This window comes from Brevibacillus sp. BC25, from assembly GCF_000282075.1.
In the GTDB taxonomy this organism is placed as follows: domain Bacteria; phylum Bacillota; class Bacilli; order Brevibacillales; family Brevibacillaceae; genus Brevibacillus.
The window spans coordinates 54,968-78,203 of the sequence record NZ_AKIX01000128.1 but is presented as its reverse complement, the minus strand read 5'-3'; the positions used below and the strand labels follow the sequence as shown (position 1 = coordinate 78,203).

Below are 23,236 nucleotides of genomic sequence, written 5' to 3'. Positions count from 1 at the left end.
GGATTAATTCCCCTTTCTTTTCTTCAGCTTGGAGAGTACCTTGTTTAACGCCATTTGACTCAAGTCTGCATCCTCGAAGTCTTCAGCTCTATAGCTTTGTTTCTCCGCTTGAATCAGTGAACGCAGGATTTCCGTGAAATGACGAGCGAAGGTCTCAATGCTCGCTTCGCTATGCAATGTCTCACTGTAGAGGAAGCTTAGGTTCAGCTTGCCTCCTGTGACTGCCCCTACCACATCAATCAGATGAGCCCGTCTGTTGTCCGGACTGATGTTGGAGCCTCTTTCTCCTGTCGCAAATCCAAACAGGGAATTTCCTTCACCCGCCTGATTGAATTGTCCCAGATAGTTGAAGCTAATCGGTGGTTGCGAAATTGCCGCTAGCTTTTCGGACACCTCGTTATCTTTCGTCAAGTAGCGCAGAATGCCGTATCCAAGGCCTTTGTTCGGAATTTGTTGAAGCTTCTCTTTGACTATTACCAGCGCATTTTCCTGAGACATGTTCTGATCCAGTCGAATCAGGAGTGGATACATAGACGTAAACCAGCCAACCGTGCGGGAGAGATTGACCTCCGAGAACAATTCTTCACGACCGTGACCTTCTAGGTTGACTAGTAGGGATTGTTCTCCCGTCCATTTGGCGTGTGCCAATGCTAACGCGGTCAATAGAACATCATTGATTTGCGCGCGGTAACGGGACGGTACTTTTTGTAGCAGGGTTTCTGTCTCTTCTTCCTCCATTGCAATCGTAATCGTCCGGCAGTTCCCTTCTGTGTTCGACTCACCGTCATGGATTGGCGGTGTAAAGGAGACCATCTCGTCTACTGCAGCTATCCAGTACTCCTTTTCAGCGACAATACGTTCAGAAGATGCGTACTCATTCATTTTTACTGCCCATGCTTTGTAGGAGGTTGTTTTTGCTGGCAATTGAATCTCTGTTCCCTCCGCAGCCTGTCTGTATGCCGTTTGCAAGTCTTCGATCAGAACTCGCCACGATACCCCGTCTACCGCCAAATGGTGAATGACAATCAGCAAACGGCCTGGTCGATCATAACCGAGATCGAAGTACACGATCTTCATGAGCGGTCCGTTTTCCAAATCTAGGCTCGCTTGTGCTTGGTGTGAAAGTTTTTCGATTCTTCTCATGTGCTGAGCTGGCGAGATCATGCTGAGATCCTCCACGATGAGCAAAACTTCCGATTGGACTTCTGCGTGTGTCTGCTTCCACTTTCCATCTGTGTAGGTATAACGCAGGCGGAGTGCGTCGTGGTGAGCGAGCAGGTGGGTAATGGCTTGCTCTAGATGCTCTTCATCCAATTGTTCGTTTACTTGCAGGAGCATCGATTGGTTCCAGTGATGTGGAGTTGGTTGCTCTTGCTCGAAGAACCATTTTTGGATCGGCAATAGTGGCGCTTCACCTGTTACCATTCCTTGCTCTGCTTCCACCTTTGTGCTTTGGCCTGCAACCTTTGCCAACTCTGCAATCGTTTGATGGTCAAAAAGATTCTTCGGAGTCAGATGAATGCCAGCTTTGTTTGCACGCGCGACGATTTGAATGCTGAGGATGGAGTCGCCCCCAAGCTCAAAAAAGTTATCGTGAATGCCGATGCGATCCATTCGTAGAACGTCGCACCAGATTTCCGTCAGTCTTTGTTCGATTAGACTGGTAGCCTGTGTAAACGAATGAACATCTTGGCTGCGATCATAGACAGGGACTGGAAGTGCTTTTCTGTCCACTTTCCCGTTTGGCGTAAGCGGTATTTCGTTCAGCATGACAAAAGCAGATGGCACCATATAATCCGGAACAAGTGCTTTGAAGTGTTGGCGCAGTTCGGCTGTGTCAACCTCGTGCTCGGCTTGCTTGACCGCATAAGCGACGAGCTGTTTCTTGCCCGGTTCATCTTCGCGGACAATGACGACGGATGCGGCAAGAGCAGGATGTTTGGCTAATACTGCCTCTACTTCACTCAGCTCAATGCGGAATCCGCGGATTTTTACCTGATTATCGATGCGGCCGATGAATTCGATAAGACCATCTGGCAGGTAACGAACCAAGTCACCAGTTCGATAGAGTCGTGCCTGAGAATCGGTTGAGAACGGGTTGGGTACAAAGCGTTCTTCCGTTAAATCAGGACGATTCAAATATCCTGTAGCCAGACCATCTCCGCCGATGTACAGCTCACCTGTTAGGCCGATCGGTACGGGCTGCATTTTGCTATCCAGTACGTACACAGTCGTATTCTTGATGGGACGGCCAATCGGGAAAGAACTAATCGTCTCTGACAACTCTGTGACTGGGTAGCAGCAAGTGAATGTCGTGTTTTCCGTTGGACCGTATCCGTTGATAATCGTGAGTCCTTCGATTTCCAACGCTTTTCTTACGTGAGGAACCGAGACGACATCGCCGCCAACGAGCAGTTTCCGAACCCCCGTCAGGTACTCTTTGTGATGATCCACCATCAGTGTGAACAGTCCCGCTGTCAGCCAAAGCGTCGTAACCTTGTGCGTCTGAATGGCTTGTCCCAGCTCTGCCAGGGAAGGCAGATCAGGTGGCATCAGCACCAGCTGTGCCCTATTCAGCAAGCTGCCCCAAATCTCAAAGGTCGCTGCATCGAACGATACTGTCGATGCTTGCAGGAAAACGTCCTGCTCTGTGATCGTCACATAGTCGGTCTCTTTGACGAGACGGACTATGCCGCGATGGATGACTAGCGTTCCTTTTGGCAACCCGGTAGAGCCTGAGGTGTAGATCACGTAAGCGAGACTTTCCGCTGTGGTATCAATGTCAGGTGCCAGTTCACTTTCTTCGGCAATCATCGCCCAGTCGCGATCCAGACAAATCACGGTATGCTCTCCAGATGGAAGTGACGGTAGAAGCTGCTCCTGCGTGAGCAAAACAGTGACTTGCGCGTCGTCCATCATGTAGGCCAGACGTTCTTTCGGATAATCCGAATCGAGTGGTACATAAGCCCCACCAGCTTTGAGAATCCCGAGCACCCCGATCAGCATTTCGAGAGAACGCTTGACGCAGATACCGACGAGTGAACCTGGGCGAACGCCTTGTTTTTGCAGATAGTTCCCTACTTGGTTGGCTCGTGTCTCTAGCTGGGAGTATGTGAGACTCTTGTCTCCCGCTACCACTGCAATGCGATTCGGGTAAAGCATCGCGGTCTGCTGGAACAATTGATCCACGCGTTGATCCCGTGGGTAAGCAGTCGTAGTGTCGTTCCATTCCACCAGCAGTTGCTCGCGTTCTGCCTGAGGCAAAAACGGCAATTGAGTAATGGTCTGCCCCGGCATCTGAACGATGGCTTCGAGTAAGTGATGGAAGTGCTGTGACATACGCACGATCGTCGTTTCATCAAACAGCGCCGTATTGTACTCAAACGTTGCGATCAGTTCATCTTGTTTTTCCGCCATCGTCAACGTCAGGTCGAACTTGGCGGTGACGAGGTGTTTGTCCATATCGAATGCCGATACGCGAATGCCAGCCTTTTCGTCTAAATCTAGCTGGAAGTTTTGGAGGACAAACATCACTTGGAACAGCGGCGAGTAACTGAGACTACGCTCTAGCGCCAGTTCATCGACCAATTTTTCAAACGGAAGATCCTGATGGGCATAGGCTTCTAGCGCCGTCTCCTTCACTCTTGCCAGCAAGTCACGGAATGTCGGTTCCCCTGACATGTTCGTACGGAGCACCAATGTATTAATGAAGAATCCAATCAATTGTTCCGTCTCTTGTCTATTGCGTCCTGCGACTGGGCTTCCGACGAGGATGTCTTCCTGTCCACTGTAGCGGTAGAGAAGAGTTTGGAAGGCAGCCAGCAAGGTCATGAACAGCGTCGATTCTTCTTTACGGCTAAGTGTTTGTAATTTGTCGAGAAGTTCACCTGCGAGCGTCGTTGAGTAAATCGCTCCCTTGTACGTTTGTACAGCTGGACGTGAACGGTCTGTCGGCAAGGTGAGAAGGGGTTCAGCACCACTTAATTTTTCACTCCAGTAAGTGAGCTGTTCGTCTAATACCGAACCTTGGAGCCACTCGCGTTGCCAAGCCGCGTAATCAGCATACTGCACAGGTAAATCAACCAATGCTGGTATGTTGTTTTGGCTAATCGCTTCGTAGGAGGTGAACCATTCGCGAATAAATACTCCCATCGACCAACCGTCAGAGATGATGTGATGCATGTTGAAAAGGAAGACTGTTTCTTGCTCGCTTATGCGAATCAAGGTGGTACGGAACAACGGACCTTCGCTCAGGTTGAATGGCGTAGCTGCCTCTATTCCTGCCAGACGCTGTGTTTCTGCTTCGCACTCGTCCGCTGGTAACTCCCGCAAGTCGATCACACGTAGCGACTGTTCTTGGTAAGGGTGAATGATTTGTACGGCTTGCCCATCTACGTGGTCAAAGGTTGTCCGCAAGCTTTCATGGCGCTGGATCAGTACCTGCAAGCTCTTGTTCCAAGCTTCCAAATTCAAGTCTCCGTGCAATCGCATCGCTGACGGGATGTTGTACAAGGCGCTATCTGGCATCAGACGATCCAGGAACCACAGGCGCTGCTGTGCAAAGGACAATGGTAGATGACCTTCCCGCGAAACAGGTATGATCGAAGCTCCTGTTGTTTCTTGCAAAAAGCTTCCGAGTGCTTCGGACAGTTCTGCAACGGTTGGGTTTTCGAAAAGCGTACGTATCGGTACTTCTCCTGCAAACATGTCACGTAGTCGGGAAATGACCCGTGTCGCTAAGAGAGAATGCCCGCCCAACTCGAAGAAGTTATCATAAACTCCGACTTTTTCGATACCGAGCACTTGCGACCAGATTGTGGCGACTAGCTCCTCCGTTTGGTTTCGTGGCGCTACATACTCTTGGGTAGAAACCATTTGGCCCCACTCCGGCTCTGACAGTTGCTTCCGGTCGATCTTTCCATTCGGTGTGAGCGGCATAGCGTCCAGCCAGACAAAGACTGATGGAACCATAAATTCTGGCAATTTTGCTTTTGCCCAGACGGCTAAGTCAGTGGCCTCTTCGCTACTTTCCTCTTTTGTCGTCACATACGCCGCCAGACGTTTGTCACCCAGCTTATCTTCTCTTGCCATCACCACGGCTTCCTTGACAGTCGGATGGGCGCGAAGGACAGCCTCCAGCTCTCCCAACTCGATCCGATAGCCACGAATCTTCACCTGATGGTCAATCCGTCCCAAATACTCGATTTGTCCATCTGGGAGATAACGTACCAAGTCGCCGGTGCTGTACATCCGCGCATTTGAGTCAGCGTGGAATGGATTGGACAAGAATCGTTCTGCGGTCATCTCTGGGCGATTCAGGTACCCACGAGCCAATCCATCACCGCCAAGATACAGTTCCCCAGGTAAGCCCAACGGTACAGGTTGCAGGTTGGCATCGAGAATATACGCTTGTGTGTTGGACAAAGGACGGCCAATCGTTGGTTCTGACGTCGCGCCTTTGGTGACCTGTACATACGTGGAGTAGGTCGTATCTTCCGACGGACCGTAAAGATTAAAGACTTTTTCCACATGCTGCAATGCATATAGACTTTGCACCAATGTGTTTGGCAGTGGCTCTCCAGCTAAATTGACAACTCGTACCGTCGACGGGATCGCGTTCATCCGCACGAGTTCTTTCGCCGCAGATGGAACGGTATTGATTAATGTCACTTCATTGACTGCTGGCAGGCTCGGTATATGCAAAGCGTTGTCAGCCAAGATGACTTTCCCGCCGTAGCTTAAGGTCACGAAAATTTCATAGACTGACAGATCGAAGCAGATGGAAGTGGAGGCGAGCACCCCACTCATTTCTTCAGCTGAGAAAACGGTTTTCGCCCAAGCGACGAAAGCAATGACACTACTGTGCTGAATCGCTACCCCTTTGGGCAGACCTGTTGAGCCCGAGGTGTAAATGACATAGGAAAGGTTCGTTGGCTCGACCAGATTAAGCAAGTTCTCTTCGCTTTGCTCTGAAATAAGCTCCCAGTCACGATCCAGGCAGATCACTTGTGCCGTATGTTCAGGCAGCATCGATAGCAAGCTTCCTTGGGTCAACAGGATCGCCGCTTGCGAATCCTCCAACGTATAGCCGATTCTCTCTTGTGGATACGCGGGATCAATCGGTACGTACGCGCCGCCAGCTTTGAGAACACCCAACATTGCTACGATCATCTCAGTCGTACGTTCCATGAGAACAGCGACCAAGACCTCTGGGCCGATCCCTTGCGCACGCAGATAGTGAGCCAACTGGTTTGCTCGGCGGTTCAGCTCCGCGTACGTCAGTCTTTCTTCTCCGACGATTAAAGCCTCCGCATCCGGTGTTGCGACCACTTGTGCTTCAAACAGCTGGTGCATCACTGCGTCACGAGCATATTCCGTTTCCGTTGCGTTCCATTCTACTAACAGCTTGTGGCGTTCCTCGTCCGTAATAAATGAAAGTGTAGTCAGCGGCTGTTCCGCTTGAGCAGTTAAGGCATGTAGAACCTGCGACATCTGTTCTAATACCTTAACAATCACTTCCGTATCAAAACGTCCCTGCTCATAGATCAATTTGAGAGCAAGTTCATCGCCAGGAGCCGCCACCAATGTCAATGGGTAATTGGTTTGCTCCACTGCTTGGACTTCACTCAGCGACACTCCGGAATCTGAATCCTCACTCGTGCTGTTCAAGTAGTTCTCAAAAACGAGAATACTATCAAATAACGATTGCCCATGTGGAACCTCACTCCAGCCTTGGACGTCTACAAGTGGGGTGAATTCATACTGGCGGATGTCTAATTGTGTCTTTTGCAAGTGTTGTAACCATTCCTGAATCGTTTGGCTTGGGTCAAACATGACGCGGACAGGTAACGTATTAATAAAGAGTCCTACCATATTTTCCACTCCTGGCAGCTCTGCTGGACGACCAGAAACTGTCGTTCCAAAGACAACATCGTCTGATCCGCTGTAACCGCTCAGGATAAGTGCCCATGCCCCTTGCACTAACGTATTTAGCGTCAACTGCTGCTTGCGGGCAAAAGCTTGCAGGTGGGCCGTTACTTCCTTGGATAAGTAAACGGTTCGATCACTGTAGGCTTTAGGCTGTACGGCATGACTGCCTGCTTTTCCCATAGCAAGTGGTGTCGACTCGTAGAAGCCTTTTAACTGTTCGCACCAATAGCGCTCCGCAACTTGTTTATCTTGTTTATTGAGCCATGCGATATAGCGACTGAATGGTTGGACTGCTTCTAATTTTTCTTCTTCGCCTTTGTCGATCGCTTGGTAACTTGCCTGCCAATCTTGCAAGACAAGTGGCATACTCCAGCCATCTAGCAAGATATGATGGAAGCTCCATAAGAAGCGATACGTATTTTCGTTCGTGCAAAACAATGTCCACCGCATTAATGGCGCCTGATTAAACTGGAAGTTTCGCGTGCGGTCTTTTTCCATGTACGATTGGATTTCAGCTTCCTGCTTATCGACATCCACATGGCGTAGGTCGATTTTTTCTACGCTTACTTTTACTTGTTTTCGGGCGATTTGATGCGGTTGTTCCAATCCTTCCCAGATAAAGGAGGAACGAAGAATCGAATGGCGGTCAACTGTTTTCTGCCATGCTTGCTCGAATGCTTCCAAGCTAATATCTCGCACTGTCATGAGGAACTGTACAACATAATCGCCGCCCTCTTGTTCATACAGGGAGTGGAACAGCATCCCCTCTTGCAGGGGTGTCAACGCGTATACACTTTCGATCTGACGATCCGAAGCGATGTATTTGTCGATAGACTGCTGATTTAGATTAGCCAGCGGGAAATCTGACGGTGTGTACCCGATTTCTTCTGCCGATTGAGTGTAAGACATAATCTCCCGCAGTGCTTCCATGTAATCATCAGCAACCGCCGCAATCGTCTGTTCATCGTGGATGTTTTCGTTGTACAACCAGGTGACGTGTAGCTGATCTCCTGTAACCGCACTAATGATATCTAGCAAGTTCTCTCGAATCGAATCAGGGGCAAGGTTGGCTCCACTGCATTCAGACGCTATGCCAAACGTAGAGGAAACCGCCACCGTCTGATCAAATTGCCCGAGGTAGTTGAAGCTGATTTGCGGTTTTGGTTGGGTGTTCAGTTGGTGTTGTAGTTCAAGATCATCACTTAGATAGCGCAAAATTCCATAACCGACACCCTTATTTGGAATCTGGCGGAGATGTTCCTTGACTGCCTTCAGCATATGCCCCCATGGTTTTTCTTGCTCGATAGAGATCTGTATCGGGTACATACTGGTGAACCAGCCAACCGTATGGGATAAATCTGCCCCCTCGATTATCTCCTCGCGTCCATGTCCTTCGAGAGTTACGACCATCGTCTCTTTTCTTGTCCACCGATTCAGCGCTTTTGCTAAGGAAGCAAGCAATACGTCATTGATTTGCAGACGGTAAGAAGGGAGCGTTTCGTGAAGCAAGTTGCGCGTCTCTTCGGCGGTCAGCGTAAGTGTAATCTGTTTCGTGGATGCCTCGGTGTTTTGGGCTGGCTCATACGAACGGTCAACAGGAAGTGGATCCACTTCATACGCTTGATTTGCCCAAAAGGCTTTTTCCATTTCGAGCGCATCAGAGTTGGCATAAGCGTGTAACTGTTCAGCCCATGCCTTAAACGAGGTCGTTTTTGACGGGAATTGCACCGTCTGACCATTCACAGCTTGCTCATAGGCCAACTGCAAGTCTTCCAGCAAAATGCGCCAGGATACCCCATCGACTACCAAGTGATGAACAACGAGTAAGAGTCGTCCCGTGCGTTCTTTTCCAAGGTGGAAGTACACTACGCGGAACATCGGGCCTTCTGTGATGTTCAGACTCGCCTGCATCTCGCTTGCATATTCCTCCAGTCGCACGAATTGATCCTCTGCTGCGATGCCAGACAAATCAACCGAATGGAAAGGTACAGATTCGCCCAAGCCTTCGATGTGTTGCGACCATAAACCGTCGTTGTTGGTATAACGCATGCGCAAAGCATCGTGGTGTGCAAGCAACTCGGTAATGGCACGCTCCAATGCGTTCGTATCAACCGGTTCCTCGACTGTCAACAAGAAGGATTGGTTCCAGTGATGGATAGACGGTTGATTTGCGGCAAAGAACCACTTCTGGATTGGTGTAAGCAACACGTCTCCGGTCACGATGCCCTGCTCCGCCAGTTGAATAGCGTTTTCCCCGTTTCCAGTTGTTGAAACGAGAGCTGCTAGTTCAGCGATTGTTTGGTTTTCAAAGATCTGTTTAGGTGTAAGACGAATCCCTGCTTGGTTAGCCCGAGAGACGATTTGGATACTCAGGATCGAGTCTCCTCCGAGTTCGAAGAAGTTGGAGTTGATACTGATATCTTCGATTCTGAGAACGTCTTGCCAAATCTCAGACAGTTTGCGCTCGATAAAGGTATGTGGTGCAACGTAGTGCTCATCACTTGCGTTCGCATAGTCAGGTTTTGGCAGGGCCCGACGGTCTACTTTCCCGTTTGGCGTAAGCGGCAATTCATCCAGCATGACGAAAGCAGCTGGCACCATATAATCCGGAACATGTGCTTTGAAGTGTTGGCGCAGTTCGGCTGTGTCAACCTCTTGCTCGGCTTGCTTGACCGCGTAAGCTACGAGCTGTTTCTTGCCTGGTTCATCTTCGCGGACAATGACGACGGATGCGGCAAGAGCAGGATGTTTGGCTAAAACGGACTCTACTTCACTCAACTCGATGCGGAATCCGCGGATTTTTACCTGATTGTCGATTCGGCCGATGAATTCGATAAGACCATCTGGCAGGTAACGAACCAAGTCACCAGTCCGATAAAGTCGTGCCTGCGGGTCGGTTGAGAACGGGTTTGGTACAAAGCGTTCTTCGGTTAAATCAGGACGATTCCAATATCCTTGCGCCAGACCATCTCCGCCGATGTACAGTTCACCTGTTACACCAATCGGGACGGGCTGCATTTTGTTATCCAGTACGTACACAGTCGTATTCTTGATAGGACGGCCAATCGGGAAAGAACTGATCGTCACTGGCAACTCCGTGACCGGATAGCAGCAAGTGAATGTCGTGTTCTCCGTTGGACCGTACCCGTTGATAATCGTGATCCCTTCGATTTCCAACGCTTTTCTTACGTGGGGAACCGAGACGACATCTCCACCAACGAGCAGTTGTCGAACCCCCGTCAGGTACTCTTTGTGATGATCCACCATCAGTGTGAACAGTCCTGCCGTCAGCCAAAGCGTCGTAACCTTGTACGTCTGAATGGCTTGTCCCAGTTCTTCCAGGGAAGGCAGATCGGGCGGCATCAGCACTAGCTTTGCCCCATTCAGCAAGCTGCCCCAAATCTCAAAGGTCGCCGCATCGAACGATACTGTCGATGCTTGCAGGAATACGTCCTGCTCTGTAATCGTCACGTAGTCGGTTTCTTTGACGAGACGGACAATGCCTCGATGGATGACAAGCGTTCCTTTTGGCAACCCGGTAGAACCAGAGGTGTAGATCACGTAAGCGAGACTTTCCGCCGTGGTGTCAATGTCAGGTGCCTGTTCACTTTCTTCGGCAATCATCGTCCGGTCGCGATCCAGACAAATCACGGTATGCTCTCCAGATGGGAGTGACGATAGAAGATTCTCCTGCGTAAGCAAAACAGTGACTTGCGCGTCGTCCATCATGTAGGCCAGACGTTCTTTTGGATAATCCGAATCGAGCGGTACATAAGCCCCACCAGCTTTGAGAATCCCGAGCACTCCGATCAGCATTTCGAGAGAACGATTCACGCAGATACCGACGAGTGAACCTGGGCGAACACCTTGTTTTTGCAGGTAATTGGCCACTTGGTTGGCGCGTGTCTCTAACTGGGAGTAAGTCAGGCCTTGGTCCCCCGCTACCACTGCAATGCGATTCGGGTAACGCATCGCGATCTGCTGGAACAATTGATCCACGCGTTGATCCCGTGGGTAAACCGTCGTGGTGTCGTTCCATTCCACCAGCAGTTGCTCCCGTTCTGCCTGAGGCAAAAGTTGCAATTGGGTAATGGTCTGCTCCGGCATCTGAACGATGGCTTCGAGTAAGTGATGAAAGTGCTGTGACATTCGCACAATCGTCGTTTCATCAAACAGCGCTGCATTGTACTCAAACGTTGCGATCAATCCGTTTTGTCTTTCTGCCATCGTCAACGTCAGGTCGAACTTGGCAGTGACGAGGTGTTTGTCCATATCGAATTCCGATACGCGAATACCGGCCTTTTCGTCTAAATCTAGCTGGAAGTTCTGGAGGACAAACATCACTTGGAACAGCGGCGAGTAACTGAGACTACGCTCTAGCGCCAGTTCATCGACCAATTTTTCAAACGGAAGGTCCTGATGGGCATAGGCTTCTAGTGCTATCTCCTTCACTCTTGCCAACAAGTCACGGAATGTCGGTTCCCCTGACATATCTGTACGTAGCACCAATGTGTTAATGAAGAAACCGATGAGCGACTCGATCTCCTCCCGATTTCGTCCTGCAACCGGGCTTCCGACGAGGATGTCTTCCTGTCCACTGTAGCGGTAGAGCAAAGTTTGGAAGGCAGTCAGCAGGGTCATGAACAGCGTCGATCCTTCTTCACGGCTGAGCCTACTCAATTTTGCTAATAGTTCAGCTGAAAGCGTAAAGGTATACATAGCGCCAGCATGGCTTTGAACGGCTGGTCGCGGACGATCTGTCGGCAAAGCCAATAGTGGTTCGGCATCGACTAGCTTTTCTTTCCAGTATGCTAGCTGTTGCGTAAGCACATCTTCTTCCATCCACTTCCGTTGCCATACAGCGTAATCGGCGTACTGCAATGACAGATCGGCTAATGCAGGTTCTTTGCCTTGAACAAATGCTTCGTACAGTGCTCTCATTTCTTTGATGAAAATACCGATAGACCAGCCATCGAAAATGATATGGTGCATGTTAAATAAGAAGACGGCCTCTTGCTCGCTTATGCGAATCAAGGTGGTACGGAACAACGGACCTTCGCTCAGGTTGAATGGCGTAGCTGCCTCGATTCCCGCCGAACGCTGTGTTTCCGCTTCGCTCTCGTCCATCGGTAGATCCCGCAAGTCGATTACACGTAGCGACTGTTCTTGGTAAGGGTGAATCACTTGCACAGCTTGCCCATCTACGTGACTAAAGGTTGTCCGCAAGCTTTCGTGGCGCTGGATTAGTACTTGTAAGCTCTTGTTCCAAGCCTCTATATTCAGGTCTCCGTGCAATCGCATTGCGGACGGGATGTTGTATAAGGCGCTATCTGGCATCAGCCGATCCAGGAACCACAGGCGCTGCTGCGCAAAGGACAATGGTAGATGACCTTCCCGTGAAACAGGTACGATCGAAGCTCCTGCTGTTTCTTGCAAAAAGCTTCCGAGTGCTTCGGACAGTTCTGCAATAGTCGGGTTTTCGAAAAGCGTACGGATCGGTACTTCTCCTGCAAACATGTCACGAAGTCGGGAAATGACGCGTGTCGCTAAGAGAGAATGCCCGCCTAACTCGAAGAAGTTGTCTTGAACTCCGACTTTTGCGATACCAAGCACTTGCGACCAGATTGTGGCGACCAGCTCCTCCGTTTGGTTGCGTGGCGCTACATACTCTTGTGTAGAAGCCATCTGCCCCCACTCCGGCTCTGGCAGCTGCTTCCGGTCGATCTTGCCGTTCGGTGTGAGCGGCATAGCGTCCAGCCAGACAAAGACAGATGGAACCATAAACTCTGGCAATTTTGCTTTTGCCCAGACGGTTAAGTCAGTGCTCTCTTCGCTACTTTCCTCTTTTGTCGTTACATACGCCGCCAGACGTTTGTCACCCAGCTGGTCTTCTCTTGCCATCACCACGGCTTCCTTGACAGCCGGATGGGTGCGAAGGACAGCCTCTAACTCTCCCAACTCGATCCGATAGCCACGAATCTTCACCTGATGGTCAATCCGTCCCAAATACTCGATTTGTCCATCTGGGAGATAGCGTACCAAGTCGCCGGTGCTGTACATCCGCGCATGTGGGTCAGCGTGGAATGGATTGGACAAGAATCGTTCTGCGGTCAGCTCGGGGCGATTCAGGTACCCACGAGCCAATCCATCACCGCCAAGATACAGTTCCCCAGGTAAGCCCAACGGTACAGGTTGTAGGTTGGTATCGAGAATATACGCTTGTGAGTTGGACAAAGGACGGCCAATCGTCGGTTCTGACGTCGCGCCTTTGGTGACCTGTACATACGTGGAGTACGTCGTATCTTCAGACGGACCATAAAGATTAAAGACTTTTTCCACATGCTCCAATGCATATAGACTTTGCACCAATGTGTTTGGCAACGGCTCTCCAGCTAAGTTGACCACTCGTACCGTCGACGGGATCGCGTTCATCCGCACCAGTTCTTTCGCCGCAGATGGAACGGTATTAATTAAGGTCACTTCGTTGGCTGCTGGCAGGCTCGGTATATGCAAGGCGTTGTCAGCCAAGATGACTTTCCCGCCGTAGCTTAAGGTCACGAATATTTCATAGACAGACAAATCGAAGCAGATGGAAGTGGAGGCGAGCACCCCACTCATTTCTTCAGTTGAAAAGACGGTTTTCGCCCAAGCGACGAAAGCAATAACACTACTGTGCTGAATCGCTACCCCTTTGGGCAGACCAGTCGAGCCCGAGGTGTAAATGACATAGGAAAGGTTCGTTGGCTCTACCAGATTAAGCAAGTTCTCTTCGCTTTGCTCCGCGATAGGCTCCCAGTCACGATCCAGGCAAATCACTTGTGCTGTATGGTCAGGCAGCATGGATAGCAGGCTTCTTTGGGTCAACAGGATCGCCGCTTGCGAATCCTCCAACGTATAGCCAATTCTCTCTTGTGGATACGCGGGATCAATCGGTACGTACGCGCCGCCAGCTTTGAGAATACCGATCATCGCTACGATCATCTCGGTCGTACGTTCCATGAGAACAGCGACCAAGACCTCTGGACCGATCCCTTGCGCCCGCAGATAGTGAGCTAACTGGTTTGCTCGGCGGTTCAGCTCGGCATACGTCAGTCTTTCTTCTCCGACGATTAAAGCCTCCGCATCCGGTGTTGCGACCACTTGTGCTTCAAACAGCTGGTGCATCACTGCGTCACGAGCATATTCCGTTTCCGTTGCGTTCCATTCCACTACCAGCTTGTGGCGTTCCTCGTCTGTGATGAATGAAACGGCAGAGAGATGATCCGTAGGCTGAGCCATCATCGACTCTAATACTTTGATCAATTGAGCCAATACCTTATCCATGGTGATCTGCTCGAATCGATTTGTTTCATAAATCAGCTTGAGCAATAGCTCTTCGCCAGGTGCCGCCACCAATGTCAATGGATAGTTCGTCTGCTCAACTGCTTTGATTGCGTTTAGTGACATGTCTGTATTCGCCTGTGTTTTTGCACCAGACATGTAGTTCTCGAAAACGAGTATGCTGTCAAACAACCCCTGTCCAAGCGGCACTTCGCTCCAGCTTTGAATGTCAACGAGTGGTGTGAACTCGTACTGACGTATCGCACTCTGTTCCTGTTGGATGTTCTGCAGCCAGTCGATCACCGTCATTTGTTCCGAGAAAAGCACGCGAACAGGCAGCGTGTTGATAAACAGACCCACCATGGAGTCCACTCCACGCAAATCTGTAGGGCGTCCCAGGTTGGTTGTCCCAAATACCACTTCCGGCTCACCTGCATAACGACTTAAAATCAACGCCCACGCACCTTGAACCAGCGTATTCATCGTTAGTTGATGCTTACGGGCAAAAGCTTGCAGACTCGCAGTTGTTTCCTTCGACAAAAGAATCGTTTGATCTGCGTATTCTTTTTGTTGTACAACCCTTCCACCCGGTTTCCCCATGCTAAGAGGAGTTGGTATACGGAAGCCCCGCAGATGATTTCGCCAATACTGCTCTGATGCCTCAAGACTCTGCTGCTTTAACCAGGCAATATAAGAGGAAAACGGAGGAGCGACAGACAGTTTTGTTTCGGTACCATCTACAGATGCCTGATAATAGGCCAACCAATCGTTTAGGACGATCGGTGTACTCCAACCATCCAACAACATATGGTGAAAGCTCCAAACGAGCTGACTGGTTTTCGAATCGAGACGAATCAACGACCAACGCATCAATGGCGGGTGAGCGAGATCAAAGCCTAGCTTGCGATCTTGTTCGAGATAGGTTTGTAAGTTCGCTTCTTGCTTTTCTTTCGTTAAGTGACTCCAGTCCAGTTGTTCGACATGTGCTTTTACTTTTGTGTGAACAACCTGATGCGGTTTTTCTAATCCGCTCCATAAGAAGGAGGTTCGGAGGATGGCATGACGCTCGACAACTTTTTGCCATGCTTCTGAAAACATCGCCACATTCAAGTGATCCAAATTCACGACCAGTTGAACGACGTAGTCCCCGCCTGCTTGCTCATAAAGAGAGTGGAACAGCATCCCCTCTTGTAACGGGGTGAGCGTGTAAATGTTCTCGATAAGACGATTGTTTCCGATGAACTTGTCGAGGCTTTTTTGATCCAACTCCGCCAACGGGAAATCGGAAGGTGTATAGCCACCTGCCTCTTCAGAGCGACAATGGGCAATGATCGCTTGCAATGATTGCACATAGTCACGAGCGAGCTCTTCAATCGTTTGTTGTTCGTACATATCGCTGCTGTACGTCCAGGTCATTTCTAACTGATCTCCCGCCACCATGCTCAGGAAATCAAGTTTATGAAGTCGGGTTTCATCCTTGCTCAGATTGGACGCTGACCAGTTCGGAATGATCTGGAACAAGGATGCATCAGCCGTTTGATCCTGATCAAATTGTCCTAAATAATTGAAGCTAATCTCAGGTTGCGGATAAGCTTGCAATGTATTTATCGTTTGTTCATCTTTGCTTACATAACGATGAATGCCGTAGCCAATCCCTTTGTCAGGAATCGAGCGCAATTGTTCTTTGACTGATTTTATCAGGGAACTCCAAGCGGTCTTCGGCTCCAGTTCCAGCAAGACCGGGTACATGCTTGTGAACCAGCCTACTGTACGAGAAATGTCCACGCCATCGATGATCTCTTCACGCCCGTGTCCCTCTACTGAAACATAGAGTGTCTGTTGCCCTGTCCAGTTGTTATAGGCTCGGATCAAAGCACTGAGTAAAACGTCGTTAATCTGAGTACGGTAAGCGGCTGGTACCTCCTGCAACAAGGCACGTGTCTCGTCCACGCCCAGCTTTATCTTTACTTGAACAGCCAGACTTTCTGTGTTCTTTCCATTCGGATGGTCAACAGGCAGGTTTACTACATGACTTGTATCCAGATTCGCCCAGTATTCGTCGACTACGCTTTGCTCTGCGAACTGTGTCAACTGTTCCGACCATTGCTTGAAAGAAGTCGTCTTCTGAGGCAAATTCAGCTGTTGCAACCCTGTCAATTGTTGATAGGCCGTTTGCAAGTCTTCCAGAATAATTCGCCAAGAAACACCATCGACAGCGAGATGATGAATCGCAATGAACAGACGCTGTTTGTCCGCGCATTGGAAGTATGCAGCACGAAGCAATGGTCCTTTTTCGATATCCAGACTTTCTTGTAGCTCGTCTGCAATGGCTTGCATTTGTGCCTCTATGTCCGTTTCAGGTACAGCCGTCAAATCTACTACCTGAAATACATCCTCATCCGAAACGACATCATGATATTGCTCCCATTTTCTATTGACGTTCCGAAAACGCAGGCGCAAGGCATCATGGTGAACAAGAATCGTCGCTAAAGCTTTTGCCAACAGACTCGCATCCATCTCTTCACGCACAGCAAGCATGACTGATTGATTCCAGTGGTTGGCATGGTAAATTTCCTGTTCAAAGAACCATGTCTGAATGGGTGTCAGAGGCAATTCGCCTGTAACGGCACCCTGTTCCATATGCACTTGTGGCGCATCCTCAAGAACCACACTTGCAGCCAATTCTGCCAATGTTTGAGAGTCAAACAAGTGCTTTGGTGTAAATCTGATACCCGCCTGATTGGCACGCGACACAATTTGAATAGTCAGAATCGAATCGCCGCCAAGTTCGAAAAAGTTATCGTGAATCCCGATTGACTCTACACCTAGAACTCCTTGCCAGATTTCGGCCAGCTTGTGTTCTATTTCCGTTTGTGGGGCAACAAAGGAATCTTCCCATTGAGCTCGCAGGGTATCCGGTAACGGTAAAGCACGACGGTCTACCTTTCCATTAGGAGTGAGAGGCAGAGCATCCATCAGTATGATGACAGATGGCACCATGTAGTCTGGAAGTCTATCTTTCAAAGACTGACGCAGTTCATTCGTCTGTACCTCTTCTCCCTCATGAAGCACGGCATAAGCCACCAGTCGTTTGACACCAGTCGTCAAATCCTCCCTGACGATCACCACTGCTTCCAAAACAGCTGCATGTGCATACAAAGCCGACTCTATTTCCCCTAGCTCAACCCTGAATCCGCGAATGCTTACTTGATCATCGGCGCGTCCAATAAACTCCAAACTGCCATCTACCAAATAGCGAACCAAGTCGCCAGTGCGATACATCCGTGCCCCTTCATCTGTTGAGAACGGATTGGGGACAAAACTGGCTTCCGTCAGGTCAGGACGGTTCAGATAGCCGCGTGCCAAGCTTTTCCCTGCAATGTAAAGTTCCCCGACAACTCCTACAGGCACAGGCTTTCTGCTTGCGTCGAGTACATAGACAGATACGTTGTCAATGGGACGTCCAATGGAAGGAGCCGCTTCTCGTTCTCCCTGCACGGGTACGATACCAGCAGTAGCAACGACGGTATTTTCAGTTGGGCCATACTGATTTACCAGCGTAAACGGTACATTCGCAGACGGGTACTGGTGCAAAGTATCACCACCCGTCAACATGTAGCGTAAAGCTGATTCGGCTGGCCAATTCAAGGTAAGCAGACTCTCTGCCAAAGGCGTTGGTAAAAAGCTTATCGTGATGCCTGATTCGACTAACCAATTACGCAGTTTTTCCGGTATGAGACGAATCTCTTCCTGTGGCAGGCAAATCGTTGCACCCGCCGTCAAATACGGCCAAATCTCCCAAACCGAAGCATCAAAAGCTGTACCAGCTATTTGCGATGCACGGTCCGCAGCGATTACGCTGTACGCTCGCTGATGCCAATTTACTAGATTCAAGAGTGATCCGTGCTCGATCTCCACTCCCTTTGGCGTTCCTGTAGAACCTGACGTATAGATGACATAGGCGAGTTGTTCTGCTTTGGTCGTAACCGCTGGCGCAATCGAACTCATCTCAGCAATGACATGCCAATCTCGATCCAAGCAAAGGAACGTTGCAGCGCCTTCTGGTAATGCACCTACCAACCGCTCTTGGGTTAAAACCAAAGACATCTGCGAGTTCTTGATCATAAAAGCGAGTCGTTCTTGCGGGTATGCAGGGTCCATCGGCACATAAACGGCACCTGCTTTGAGAATCGCGAGTTGACCGATCAACATCTCGATGGAACGCTCCACGCAAATTCCTACCAAGTCTTCCGAGCCAATCCCTTGTTTTAGCAAGAAATGAGCGAGCTGATTGGCCTTCGCATCCAGGTCTGCATAGGTGATTACACCTTGCTCACCTGAAACTGCAATCTGATCAGGCAACTTTCGTGCGATCTGGGCAACAAGTTCGTGCACGCAAAGATCGCGAGAATAATCAACCTCAGTATCATTCCAACCGACGAGTAGCTGATCTCGTTCCCCATCGCCTAACAGTTCAACTTCTGTTATTTTCTGCGCTGGATTGGTCGCAACAGCTTGCAAAAGATTGCAGAAATGCACTGCCATGCGCTCAATCGTCGTACGATCAAATAGATCCGTACTGTATTCAAACACACCCTTGAGTCCGTCATCCTCGTTTTCAATCATGGTGAGAGTCAAATCAAATTTGGTCGTCTTGTTGAGATTGACTTCATCAGGTGTAATGGATATCGTCTCGCCTTTCCGTACACCCGTTGACATTCCTTGTACGGAGAAAAGTACCTGAAATAACGGCGAGTAGCTAAGACTACGCTCAATTTGTAATTCATCGACCAATCTTTCAAAAGGAATATCCTGATTGGCAAAAGCATCAAATGCCGTCTCACGAACGCGGCGCAACAGCTCAACGAATGTAGGGTCGTTCGACAGGTCAGTACGAAGAACCAGCATGTTGACAAAGAATCCGATCAGGTTTTCGATTTCCTGACGATTACGTCCCGCAACAGGTGTGCCTATCAGAATATCTGTGGTATGCGTATAACGGTATATGAAGTGCTTGAATGCCGCTAAGAGCGTCATGAACAGTGTCGCGCCTTCTTGTCGTCCAAGCTCGCGTAGCTTTTGCCCCACTTCACTCGGCACGAAGAAAGAATAGTTGTCACCGCGATAGCTTTGCACGACTGTCCGTGGACGATCAGTCGGAAGTGGCAAAAGTGGTTCACTCTGGCCCAGCTTCTTTTTCCAGTAGCTGAGCTGCTGCTCCCATACATGGTCTTGCCAGTTCTCTCGTTGCCAGATTGCGTAATCGCGATATTGAATGGGTAAATCGGCAAGCGGTACTTCTGCTTCTTTGACGAATGCTTCATACACTGCGCTTAGCTCGTTCACCAATACATCCATAGACCAACCGTCAGAGATGATGTGATGCATATTAATCCAGAGAACGGACTCTTCTTCCTCCAATCGGATCAACGCTGCCCGCATCAACGGCCATTGATCCATTTGGAATGGAGTCGCGCCATCTTCTTCCACCATACTCATCCATTTAGCGTCTTTTTCCGCCGCTTGCATGTCGCGTAGGTCAGTGACAGGCAGTGACAAATGTACATTTGTATGAATCACTTGAACCGCTCGTCCTTCTATATCCTTAATCGTTGTTCGAAGGGACTCATGCCGTTTGATGATTTCATTCAAAGCACGTTCCATTACATTCGTATCGACTGCTCCACGCAGATGGAATCCGACCGGAATGTTGTACATGGCGCTATTCGGGATCAGTTGATCAAGGAACCACAGACGTTGTTGGGCGAAAGACAGTGGTAACTCTTGAGAACTGTCCAAGGAAAGCGGTTTGATCGGGCTTTGCTTTATCGGCTCAGCACCTTGGCGAGTGAATTGAATACGTTCCGCCAATTCTGCTACCGTCTGATAGGTAAAAATCTCACGCATCTGAAGCTGGGTCTGAAATACCTTGGATGTACGGGACAGCAATTGTGTCGCTAAAAGCGAATGCCCGCCCAATTCGAAAAAGTTATCGTGGATCCCAACTTGTGATACACCAAGAACCTCCTCCCAAGTCCGGGCGAGCAATTCCTCAATTGGATTGCGCGGTGCACTGTACGCGTTGCCTGTTTGTACATTGCCATCTGGGAGTGGCAAAGCTTTGCGATCAATTTTGCCGCTTGAGGTCAGTGGGAACTCTTCCATTTGAATGAAATGAGACGGAACCATGTAATCTGGCAGCGTTTGGCGAAGCAATGTACGTAATGAGGCAACAGTCCACATCTGATCGGCGATCATATAGGCGCATAGATACGCTTGATGGTTATGATCTGTGTGTGCCACTACCACTGCATCGCGAATCGACTCTTCTTCGATCAACTGGCTACGAATTTCGTTCAACTCAATGCGGAAGCCACGAATTTTCACTTGATGGTCAATGCGTCCGAGGTATTCAATGTTTCCATCCTTGCGATAACGAGCCAGGTCGCCTGTACGGTACATGCGTTTGCCTGCTTCAAACGGATGGGGAACAAACTTTTCGTTCGTCAATTCTTCATTGTTTAAATATCCTCTCGCCAATCCAGCTCCGGCAATGCATAATTCACCAGGGACTCCGATTGGCTGCAATTGTCCATATTGATTGACGATATGCATTTGATAGTTGGCCAATGGCTTTCCAATAGGGACAGGATTTTCTATCAAGTCTACCGGGAATGAGTAGCTAGAAGCATAAATGGTAGCCTCTGTCGGACCATAGATGTTCTCCACTTTCACTTCTGGCAATACGTTATATACTTTTGGCGCAAGATCATTCGGCATTGCTTCCCCGGCAGCCATGATGTATCGCAGTCGGTTTGCCTCTTTTCGCCCCTCTAGATACTCGACAAAAGGAATGAGCATAGATGGAACAAAATTGACGTGAGTTACGTCATAATTTACAACGGATTCCCAAATTTTGTCAGGTTCTTTCTCCGCGCCTGGCTCGAGAATCACCAGTCTGCCGTTGCCGGGAATCCAACCGAAGATTTCTGCGACAGATACGTCGAAGGTATAGGTCGTTTTTAACAAATACGCATCTTTTTCTTGTAGCGGATATTTCTCTTGCAGTGTGAAGATTTGATTCAATAGACTCGCATGCTCGATCATGACGCCTTTCGGTTTGCCTGTCGAACCCGATGTATAGATGACGTATGCAAGATTACTCGTTTGGGCTACATTTGCAAGATTACCCGGTGCTCCCTGATAAAGCTCATCCGCCTCTAGATCAAAGATCCGATCAGCAAAATCAATTGTCTCTAAAAAGCGTTTTTTTGTAAGAAGTAGCACACTGCCGCTATCCTGTAAAATGTATTCGATGCGTTCCTTCGGATGAGCCGGGTCGATTGGTAAATATGCTCCGCCTGCTTTAAAGATCGCAAGAATGGCAATGATCATTTCCGGTGAGCGTTCTGTGAGCAAGCTGACAATACTTTCTGGTCCGACCCCTTTTGCACGTAAAAATGTAGCAAGTTGATTTGCCTTTTCGTTTAGCTCACGATAAGTAAGCTGTTGCTCTCCCATGACCAGCGCAATGAGGTGTGGTTGTTTCTCTGCACGCTCTTCAAAAATCTGGTGAATCAGATAATCAATAGGATAATTGCGATATGTATCATTAAAAGTATGGAGCTGAAGGTGCTTCTCTTCGGAATTTACCACTTCTAGATTTTTTAGAAGGATATCCGGTGTATTTGTCACTTGCGTCATGATAGTTGTGAGTTGTTGGTTGAGGTGTTGGAGTTGATCTTCCGTAAATACGGATGCATTGTATATATACGTAACAGTGAGGGTATCGTCTGAGGTGACCATTATGTTTAGGTCGTAGTTGGTTTGTTCAAAAGCATACAGATTTGTGAGAGTGAATTCTTGGTTATATTGGTTCAGACGGGTCAAAAGCTCTGCGCCCATCGGATAATTTTGGAACAGAATAATATGATCGATCAGTTGCTGATTTTTCTGAATGTCTGCGAGGGAAAGATAATGATATTTTTCCAGCGAAATCGACTCTTCTTGTACTTGTTTCACCAGATCAGAAAACGTTTGATTGTCTCTCATCTGAACACGGATAGGTATGGTATTGATGAAAAGTCCAACCATCTGCTCGACATTCGGGATATCGATTGGACGGCCAGAGACAACCGATCCGAATACAACGTCATCGATATTGCTTTGGCGCTGCAACATGAGACCCCAGATTGTACGAAAGAGATTGTTTACAGTCACTTGCAATTGTTTTGCGATTTTATTCAAGTGGCTCGTCAACGACTGACCAATCGTGAAGACCATCTCTGCTTGATTGTATTTGATTCCGGTTCCCTGCTTTTGAATAAATGTGCTCGGCTCATAGCCACTTAAATACCGTGACCAGTTGGCTTTTGCCTCTTCTGCATCCTGTTCCCCTAACCAGCTTATGTACTCGCTGTACGGATAAACTTGACCGAGATTTACTGGTCGTTCGTCTTTTAATTGTTGATAGATTTGGAAAAAGTCATGTAACACAAGCGGAATGCACCAGCCGTCGAGCAAAATGTGGTGGTGACTCCAAATCAGTGTATAGGCATCAGAAGCGGTTTGGACAAGAGTGAGGCGAATGAGCACATCTTTTGCCAAATCAAAGTTTTTCTGACGTTCTCTTTTAGCAAAGTCCTCTAAAAAGACAACTTGCTCGTCTTCAGAGAGGTGATTGATATCGATCACCTGCACGTTTGTCTTTCTTTCCTTGAGTACAATTTGTCGTGGCTTTTGAACCTTTTCAAGGATAAAGACAGTTCGGAGAATATCGTGTCGCTCGATCAGCTCGTTTAAACTTTGTTCGAGAATAGCTGGATCAATGAGTCCTCTAATGGTAAAGCGCAATTGTTCAAAATAGGACTCTGTTCCTTCGTCCAGGAGGGAATGAAATAACATTCCCTCTTGCATGGGAGATAACGGATATATATTGGCGATCTTTTTACTTGACACGTCTACTCTCCTCCTGGGGTACATTTAC

Annotated in this window: 1 protein-coding gene; it reads right to left on the bottom strand. The window is 48.9% G+C overall.

Going from position 1 to position 23,236, the window contains the following annotated elements:
- Positions 1–3: 3 nt before the first annotated feature.
- The gene (lgrB, locus tag PMI05_RS27660) at positions 4–23,232 is read right to left on the bottom strand and encodes a linear gramicidin non-ribosomal peptide synthetase LgrB (protein ID WP_039961527.1); all 23,229 of its coding nucleotides are present in this window, start codon (positions 23,230–23,232) and stop codon (positions 4–6) included.
- Positions 23,233–23,236: the final 4 nt, after the last annotated feature.

Coding starts and splice junctions, on each gene's coding strand:
- lgrB (WP_039961527.1), bottom strand. CDS start 23,232: ATGTACCCCAGGAGGAGAGTAGACGTGTCAAGTAAAAAGATCGCCAAT.